This is a genomic window from Klenkia sp. PcliD-1-E (assembly GCF_024124375.1).
Taxonomy (GTDB): domain Bacteria; phylum Actinomycetota; class Actinomycetes; order Mycobacteriales; family Geodermatophilaceae; genus Klenkia.
This window is the reverse complement of sequence record NZ_JAMXRZ010000160.1, coordinates 1-7,691: the sequence shown is the minus strand read 5'-3', so window position 1 is coordinate 7,691 and position 7,691 is coordinate 1. Positions and strand designations below refer to the sequence as shown.

Sequence of the window (7,691 nt, the reverse complement as noted above, 5' to 3'; positions counted from 1 at the left end):
CCGGGCCACCGCGCGCCCGGGCAGCCGGCCCCCGGCCGGGCCGCGTCCGCTGGGCCCCGAGGAGGTCGAGGCCACCGTGCGGGAGATCCGCGCCGGGGACGCCGCGCTGGCCGCCCGGCGCACCGACCCGGCCCGGCAGGTCCCGGGCGTGACGACGGCGAGCACGCTGGAGCTGCTGTCGCGGGCGGTGCGCGAGCAGCTGCCGGTCTGGCTGGGCTACGTCGACGCCCAGGGCTCGGGCAGCCGGCGCACGGTGCAGCCGCTGACCCTGGGAGGGGGCTTCCTGTCCGGGTTCGACGAGGGCAAGGGCGAGCAGCGCACCTTCGCCGTCCACCGCATCACCTCCGTCGACCTGGTCGACGAGGCCTGACCCCCCGCCCGCACCGGGTGGGCCGACCCAGGTCGCCCGACACCCCTGACGGTCTGCGCAGAGCGCTACCTGCGGCCACCGTCGGGGATGTGCGGCCACCCCGTTGGCCGTGGCCGCCGACGGTCCAGGCAGGTGCGGCGCGGGACCGGGTCCGGAGCACGGCCGGACGGTGGCCGGCGGCCTCGGCCGGGTCCACCCTGGAACAAGCGGGGCAGCGACCGGCTTGAGCAGGTAGTTGGTCGAGGCAACGAATGATGGCGGTGGGTCATGGCACGAGGACGGACGGTCGCGGACCGGTTGGCGACGGTGCTGGGGACGGTGCTCGGCAGCGACCGGTTGCCGGTGCGCCTGCGCGGGTGGGACGGCTCGGTGGCCGGCCCGCCTGCGGCGCCGGTGGTGGCGGTGCGCAACCGCCGCGCACTGCGCCGGCTGCTCTGGTCGCCCGGCCAGCTGGGCCTGGGCCGGGCCTACGTCTCCGGGGACATCGACATCGAGGACGACGTCTTCGACACCTTCGCCGCGCTGAGCTCGGTCGGTCGGCTGGCCGAGACCGGCCCGATGCGGCCGCTGTCGGGCACCGAGCGGCTGGCCCTGCTGCGCGTCGTCGCGGGCCTCGGCGGGATCGGCACCGACCCGGAGCCGCCGGCCGAGGAGGCCGACCTGGGCCGGCACGGCCTGCGGCACACCCGCCGCCGCGACGCCGCGGCGATCGCGCACCACTACGACGTCGGCAACGAGTTCTACGAGATGGTCCTCGGGCCGACCATGGTCTACAGCTGCGCGGTGTGGGACTCCCCCGAGACCGGCCTGGACGCCGCGCAGGAGGCCAAGCTCGACCTGGTCTGCCGCAAGCTCGGGCTCACCGAGGGGTCCCGGCTGCTGGACGTCGGCTGCGGCTGGGGCTCGATGGCCATCCACGCGGCATCCCGCCACGGCGCCGACGTCGTGGGCATCACCATCTCCGAGGAGCAGGCCACGCTGGCCCGCAAGCGGGTGGCCGAGGCCGGGCTCACCGACAAGGTCGAGATCCGGGTGCAGGACTACCGCGAGGTGGCCGACGGCCCCTTCGACGCGATCAGCTCCATCGGCATGGCCGAGCACGTGGGCCGGGCCCGGCTGGGCACCTACGTCGACCAGCTGGTGGGCCTGCTGCGCCCGGGCGGGCGGTTGCTCAACCACGCGATCGCCTGGAACGCAGGGGACACCAGCTGGGACGAGGACACCTTCATCGCCCGCTACGTCTTCCCCGACGGCGAGTTGCTGCCCCTGGGCTCGATGGTCGCCGCGATCGAGGCCGGCGGGCTGGAGGTCGTCGACGTCGAGGCGCTGCGCCGGCACTACGCGCTCACCCTGCGCGCCTGGGTGCGCAACCTCGAGGCGCACTGGGACGACGCCGTCGCGGCCAGCACCGAGGGACGGGCCCGGGTGTGGCGGCTGTACATGGCCGCCTGCGCGCTGGCCTTCGAGTCCGGCGCGATGGGTGTGGACCAGGTCCTGGCGGTCAAGCCCGGTGGCGAGCAGCCCCCGCTGCGCCGCACCGGCTGGGTCTGACCGGCGGCGGGAAGCATCCTGTCGGTGCCCGTCGTTACCTTCTGGACGACCCGACGCGGAGGAGTGACGTGAGCGACGGCCCCCTGATCGTGCAGTCCGACAAGACCCTGCTGCTGGAGGTCGACCACCCGCAGAGCAAGGAGTGCCGGGCCGCGATCGCCCCGTTCGCGGAGCTCGAGCGCAGCCCCGAGCACGTGCACACCTACCGGGTCACCCCGCTCGCGCTGTGGAACGCCCGGGCCGCCGGCCACGACGCCGAGCAGGTCGTCGACGCCCTGGTGCGCTACAGCCGCTACCCGGTGCCGCACGCCCTGCTGGTCGACGTCGCCGACACGATGGACCGCTTCGGCCGGCTCACCCTGTCGAACAACCCGGTGCACGGCCTGGTGCTCACCACGACCGACCGGGCCGTGCTGACCGAGGTCTCGCGCAGCAAGAAGGTCGCCCCGATGCTGGGTGCGCAGATCGACGAGGACACCGTCGTGGTGCACCCCTCCGAGCGCGGCCGGCTCAAGCAGGCGCTGCTGAAGGTGGGCTGGCCCGCCGAGGACCTCGCCGGCTACGTCGACGGCCAGGCGCACCCGATCGAGCTCGACCAGGCCGACTGGCACCTGCGCGACTACCAGCAGGCCGCCGTCGACGGGTTCTGGGCCGGCGGGTCCGGCGTGGTCGTGCTGCCCTGCGGGGCCGGCAAGACCCTGGTCGGCGCCGCCGCGATGGCCGAGGCCAAGGCCACCACGCTGATCCTGGTCACCAACACCGTCGCCGGCCGGCAGTGGAAGCGGGAGCTCATCGCCCGCACCACGCTGACCGAGGACGAGATCGGCGAGTACTCCGGGGAGCGCAAGGAGATCCGCCCGGTCACCATTGCCACCTACCAGGTGATCACCACCCGCCGGAAGGGCGAGTACCGGCACCTGGACCTCTTCGACGCCCAGGACTGGGGCCTGATCGTCTACGACGAGGTGCACCTGCTGCCCGCGCCCATCTTCCGGCTGACCGCCGACCTGCAGTCCCGCCGCCGGCTGGGCCTCACCGCCACCCTGGTGCGCGAGGACGGCCGCGAGGACGACGTCTTCTCCCTCATCGGGCCCAAGCGCTACGACGCCCCGTGGCGCGACATCGAGGCCCAGGGCTACATCGCCCCCGCCGAGTGCATCGAGGTCCGGGTGTCCCTGGACGACGAGGAGCGGATGACCTACGCGGTCGCCGAGCCCGAGGAGCGCTACCGGATCGCCGCGACGGCGTCGTCGAAGCTGCCGGTCATCCGCCGGGTGCTCGACCGCCACCCCGAGGAGCAGAAGCTGGTGATCGGGGCCTACCTCGACCAGCTCGAGGAGCTCGGCCGGGCGCTGGACGCCCCGGTCATCCAGGGGTCGACCACCAACCGGGAGCGGGAGAAGCTGTTCGACGCGTTCCGGTCCGGGGAGATCCGCACGCTGGTGGTCTCGAAGGTCGCCAACTTCTCCATCGACCTGCCCGAGGCCGCGGTCGCCGTCCAGGTGTCGGGGACCTTCGGGTCGCGGCAGGAGGAGGCGCAGCGGCTGGGCCGGGTGCTGCGGCCCAAGGCCGACGGCCGGCAGGCGCACTTCTACACCGTGGTCAGCCGCGACACCCTCGACAGCGAGTACGCCGCCCACCGGCAGCGCTTCCTCGCCGAGCAGGGCTACGCGTACACGATCGTCGACGCCGCCGACCTCGCCGGTCGCGGCGAGGTGGGCGGCCCCGACTGGGTGGACGACGCCACCGACTGACGGCACGCGGGGCGGGTGGGACGGAACGGTCCGGCGTGGGCGAGACCTGAGCCACACCTGCGCGGAGATCAACAGCATCGCCGCAGGTCAGGGCGGTGCGTACAGGTCCACTACACGACATACGGCGGCACGCGAAGGGGGACCCGGGCTGGGCGTGTCGCCTCCGCGTGGGCGACGATGGACGACGCCATGGCCTCCCCCGCACCGATGTACGCCGCCGGCGCACGCCCCCTCCGCGCGTGGCAGCAGGAGGCGCTGGAGCACTACGAGGAGACCTCCCCCAAGGACTTCCTGGTCACCGCGACCCCGGGTGCCGGCAAGACCACCTTCGCCCTCACCCTGGCCGCCCGGCTGCTGGCCCGCCGCGAGGTCGCCCGCGTCGTCGTCGTCGCCCCTACCGACCACCTGCGGCTGCAGTGGGCCGACGCCGCCGACCGCGCCGGCATCGTGCTCGACCCCGGCCTGACCAACGCCGTCGGCCCGGTCCGCGCCGGCACCCAGGGCTACGTGACCACCTACGCCCAGGTCGCCGGCAAGCCGATGCTGCACGCCGCGCGGGCCACCGCGGTGAAGTCGCTGGTCATCCTCGACGAGATCCACCACGCCGGCGACGGCCTGTCCTGGGGCGAGGCGGTGGCCGACGCGTTCGGCATGGTCGCCCGTCGGCTGTGCCTCACCGGGACCCCGTTCCGCACCAAGGTCGACGAGCGCATCCCCTTCGTGCGGTACGAGGAGGACACCTTCGAGGTGGACTTCCCGGGGGAAGGACAGGGTGAGCGCCTCACCGGCCTGGCGTCGCGGGCGGACTACACCTACGGCTACAAGGAGGCGCTGGCCGACAGCGTCGTCCGGCCCGTGGTGTTCGCCGCCTACACCGGCACGGCGCGCTGGCGGAACTCCGCCGGCGAGGTGGTCGCCGCCTCCCTCACCGAGGCCGGCACCAAGAGCGTGGAGATGGCTGCCTGGCGCACCGTGCTGGACCCCAAGGGCCAGTGGGTGCCGCACGTGATCGCCGCGATGGACGAGCGGATCACCCACCTGCGCGAGCACGGCATGCCCGACGCCGCCGGCCTGGTGCTCGCCTCCGACCAGGACGACGCCCGCGCCTACGCCCGCATCGTCCGCCGGATCACCGGCAAGGCCCCCGAGCTGATCCTCTCCGACGACCCGAAGGCGTCGAAGAAGATCGAGCGGTTCGCCACCGGCTCGGCCCGCATCGCGGTCTGCGTGCGCATGGTCTCCGAGGGCGTCGACATCCCCCGCGCCGCCGTCCTGGCCTGGATGACCTCCTACCGGACCCCGCTGTTCTTCGCCCAGGCCGTCGGCCGCGTGGTGCGCGCCCGCGACCCGCAGGAGTCCGCGACCGTCTTCCTGCCCGCCGTCCGGCCGCTGCTCGCGCTGGCCGCGTCGATGGAGGAGCAGCGCAACCACGTCATGCCGCCGCCGCGGAGGACGGAGGAGGACCTCGAGGAGCTCGACCTGCCGCCCCGCGAGCCGCGGGAGGGCGCGCTGTCCCAGCACGAGATGCTCGAGGCCGACGCCCGGTTCGCCCACGTCCTGCACGGCGGCACCGCGCACACCGGCGCCGGCAACCGGCCGGCGCTGGCCGCCGAGGACGAGGAGTTCGTCGGCATTCCCGGCCTGCTCACCCCCGAGCAGACCGCCGAGCTGCTGGCCAAGCGGGACGACGACCTGCGGCTGCGGATCGCGGCCAGCCACAAGCACGACGACGGTGACCCCATGCTGGTCGAGGACCACCCCGACGAGCACGAGACCAACGGCTGGCGCGACGCCGCCGAGCTCCGCCGCGAGATCAACCGCCTGGTGTCCCGGGTGTCGGCCAAGACCTCCACCCCGCACGCGGTGGTGCACACCCAGCTGCGGCAGTCCGTGCCCGGGCCGCCGTCGGCGAGCGCCTCGGTCGACGTCCTGCGCATGCGCCGGGAGCGCCTGCGCACAATGCTCTGATCAGCTCGGCGGGAGCAGGAAAGCACACTGCGGCCCTGCCGCCCGGGACAGGCGTTCGTCGAGCGTGAGCAACGGTACGTCCAGCGCTTCAGCCATGGCCACGTACGCCGCGTCGTAGGCCGTCACGTTCGGCCACAGCTCGGTGGTCCGCTCGGAGACCCGTTCGAACGACCACTCCGTCACCTGCAGGTCGACGAGGTCACGGTGTGCCTGCACCCCGTCGTCACTCGTGAGCTGACCCGACACCACCAGGCGACGGAGCACATTCGCCACCTCGAACCGCATCACCGCCGGGGCCAGCTTCGGTCTGCCTCGCAGCTGCTCGCCCACCCAGCTCCCCTGACCTCCGGCGTCGGTGAGCAGGGCGACCACCGCGGAGGAATCGATGACGGTCACGGCCGGTCTGCGTCCCGGTGCGCCAGGATCTCCTCGGCGGAGATCGTCACGCCCGATCGCTGCACCCTCGCCCTGATCCGCTCCCACAGCTCGTCGTCCGTCGGCTTCGACGCCAGCGCGGCCAGTTGACCCAGCACGTACTCCTGCAACGACTGCCCGGCTGCTGCTGCGCGGGCGGCGAGCACGTCGCGGACCTCGTCGGGCACGTTGCGGATCGACATGTTCACCGGCACACCACGAGGCTACCGCTCGTGCCTGCAGAATGCATGCACTCAGCCGGGGATGCGGACCGCGGACCAGTCCAGGCCCTCGAGGTTGACGACGACGGCCTCCTGGGTGGTCCGGGCGATCACCACGACCGCCTCGGTGTCGGGGTCCGGGTTCTCCTCGCGGTGCGGCACCCACGGCGGCACGAAGACGTAGTCGCCGGGCGCGGTCTGCACCACCCGCTCGACCGGTTCGTCGCCCTCCACGTCCAGGAACACGAACCGCGGGGTACCCGACACGACGTAGATCGCGGTCTCCGAGGCGCCGTGGTGGTGGTTGCCGGAGTTCGTCGACCCCGGCACGTGGGTCTGGCCCATCCAGAGGTTCCGGGCACCCACCGTGGCGCCGCTGATCGCCTCCCGGCGGCGCATGCCCGACGTCTGCGCGGTGTCGCCGACCAGTCCGCACGGCGCCACGTGGTGCAGCACCCGGTGGAAGGGGTCGATCGAGGCGGGCACGAGGACCCCGCTGGGCGTGCGGACGACGTCGTCGGTCACGCCGTCACCCTGCCCCTGCCGACCCCCGCCCGTCGAGCCGGACCGCCTCCGGGGGCACCACGACCGCACCGGGCGGGACGTCGGTGCGCACCACGGCCCCGGCGCCCACCACGGCCCCGTCGCCGATCCGCACCGGGCCCACCACGACCGCACCGGCACCCAGCCGCACGCGGTCGCCGATCACCGGCTGGCCCCGGCCGGTGTGCCCGACCGTGACGCCTTGGTTGACCCAGCAGTCCTCGCCCACCGACCCGGCGGTGAGCACGGTGGACCAGCCGTGCTCGACGAAGAGCCCGGGACCGACGTGCGGTGAGCCGATGTGCAGCGAGGCCAGCGGCGGGTAGGCGCGGCGCAGCAACCAGCGCAGTGCCCGCGGCAGCGGGGTGAGCCGGTAGTGCACCACCGAGCGGAACTCGGGGTGGTGCACCACCAGCCGGCCGAACCGGGCCCGCGGCGACAGCGCCGCCCAGGCCGGCCGGGGCAGGCACGCGACGAACCGCTGCGCGTCCCGGCGCAGGTACGGCCCGGCCTCGGCCCGCTCGACCAGCCACCACAGCGGCGCGGTCAGCACCCGGCTCACCGCAGCAGACCCCGCTCGGCGGCCACCGCGACCGCCTCGGTGCGCCCGGAGGCACCGAGCTTGGCCAGCACCCGGGACAGGTGCACCGACACCGTCTTCTCGCTGATGAACAGCTCGGCGCCGATCTGTCGGTTCGTCAACCCCCGGGCCACCCGGGCGAGCACCTCGGCCTCCCGCGGGGTGAACACGGTGGCGGGGCCCGCCGGCCGCGCCTGGCCCACCCCCAGGTCCAGGCGGCCGCGCCGGGCCAGCGCCTCGACCCGGGTGCGCAGCGGGACCGCCCCGAGTGCGGCGGCGACGTCGTGCGC

Annotated in this window: 9 protein-coding genes; 4 read left to right on the top strand and 5 right to left on the bottom strand. The window is 73.9% G+C overall.

Annotation, left to right across the window (positions count from 1 at the left end; translation table 11 throughout):
* From NH342_RS20900 to NH342_RS20885, 4 genes are all read left to right on the top strand, one after another.
* Positions 1-370: WYL domain-containing protein (locus tag NH342_RS20900; RefSeq protein ID WP_253017949.1), on the top strand; the 370-nt coding region annotated here is incomplete at its 5' end.
* 267 nt (positions 371-637) lie between these two features.
* Positions 638-1,921: a cyclopropane-fatty-acyl-phospholipid synthase family protein gene (locus NH342_RS20895; protein WP_253017948.1), complete on the top strand. Its 1,284-nt coding sequence runs from the start codon at positions 638-640 to the stop codon at positions 1,919-1,921.
* A 68-nt stretch (positions 1,922-1,989) separates the two neighbouring features.
* Complete coding sequence (locus tag NH342_RS20890; protein WP_253017947.1) at positions 1,990-3,675, top strand: DNA repair helicase XPB; 1,686 nt, start codon at positions 1,990-1,992, stop codon at positions 3,673-3,675.
* Positions 3,676-3,864: 189 nt separating this feature from the next.
* The gene (locus tag NH342_RS20885) at positions 3,865-5,643 is read left to right on the top strand and encodes a DEAD/DEAH box helicase (protein ID WP_253017945.1); all 1,779 of its coding nucleotides are present in this window, start codon (positions 3,865-3,867) and stop codon (positions 5,641-5,643) included.
* Here NH342_RS20885 and NH342_RS20880 read toward each other — a convergent pair whose 3' ends face one another.
* The 5 genes from NH342_RS20880 to NH342_RS20860 all read right to left on the bottom strand — a co-directional run.
* Positions 5,644-6,039 (bottom strand): type II toxin-antitoxin system VapC family toxin, encoded by a 396-nt coding sequence (locus tag NH342_RS20880; protein WP_253017943.1) that lies wholly within the window; start codon positions 6,037-6,039, stop codon positions 5,644-5,646.
* Complete coding sequence (locus NH342_RS20875; protein ID WP_253017941.1) at positions 6,036-6,272, bottom strand: hypothetical protein; 237 nt, start codon at positions 6,270-6,272, stop codon at positions 6,036-6,038. Before NH342_RS20875 ends, NH342_RS20880 begins: the two co-directional genes overlap by 4 nt.
* 39 nt (positions 6,273-6,311) lie before the next feature.
* Positions 6,312-6,803, bottom strand: coding sequence for a cupin domain-containing protein (locus tag NH342_RS20870; protein WP_253017939.1), 492 nt, complete (start codon positions 6,801-6,803; stop codon positions 6,312-6,314).
* 4 nt (positions 6,804-6,807) lie between these two features.
* The gene (locus NH342_RS23960) at positions 6,808-7,383 is read right to left on the bottom strand and encodes a DapH/DapD/GlmU-related protein (protein WP_308200720.1); all 576 of its coding nucleotides are present in this window, start codon (positions 7,381-7,383) and stop codon (positions 6,808-6,810) included.
* On the bottom strand, positions 7,380-7,691 hold a 312-nt coding region (locus NH342_RS20860; RefSeq protein ID WP_253017937.1), incomplete at its 5' end, for a response regulator transcription factor. The genes NH342_RS20860 and NH342_RS23960, both read right to left, overlap by 4 nt.

Excerpts from the sequence above, each read along its gene's own strand:
- NH342_RS20885 (WP_253017945.1), top strand. The coding sequence starts at position 3,865 with ATGGCCTCCCCCGCACCGATGTACGCCGCCGGCGCACGCCCCCTCCGC.
- NH342_RS20895 (WP_253017948.1), top strand. The coding sequence starts at position 638 with ATGGCACGAGGACGGACGGTCGCGGACCGGTTGGCGACGGTGCTGGGG.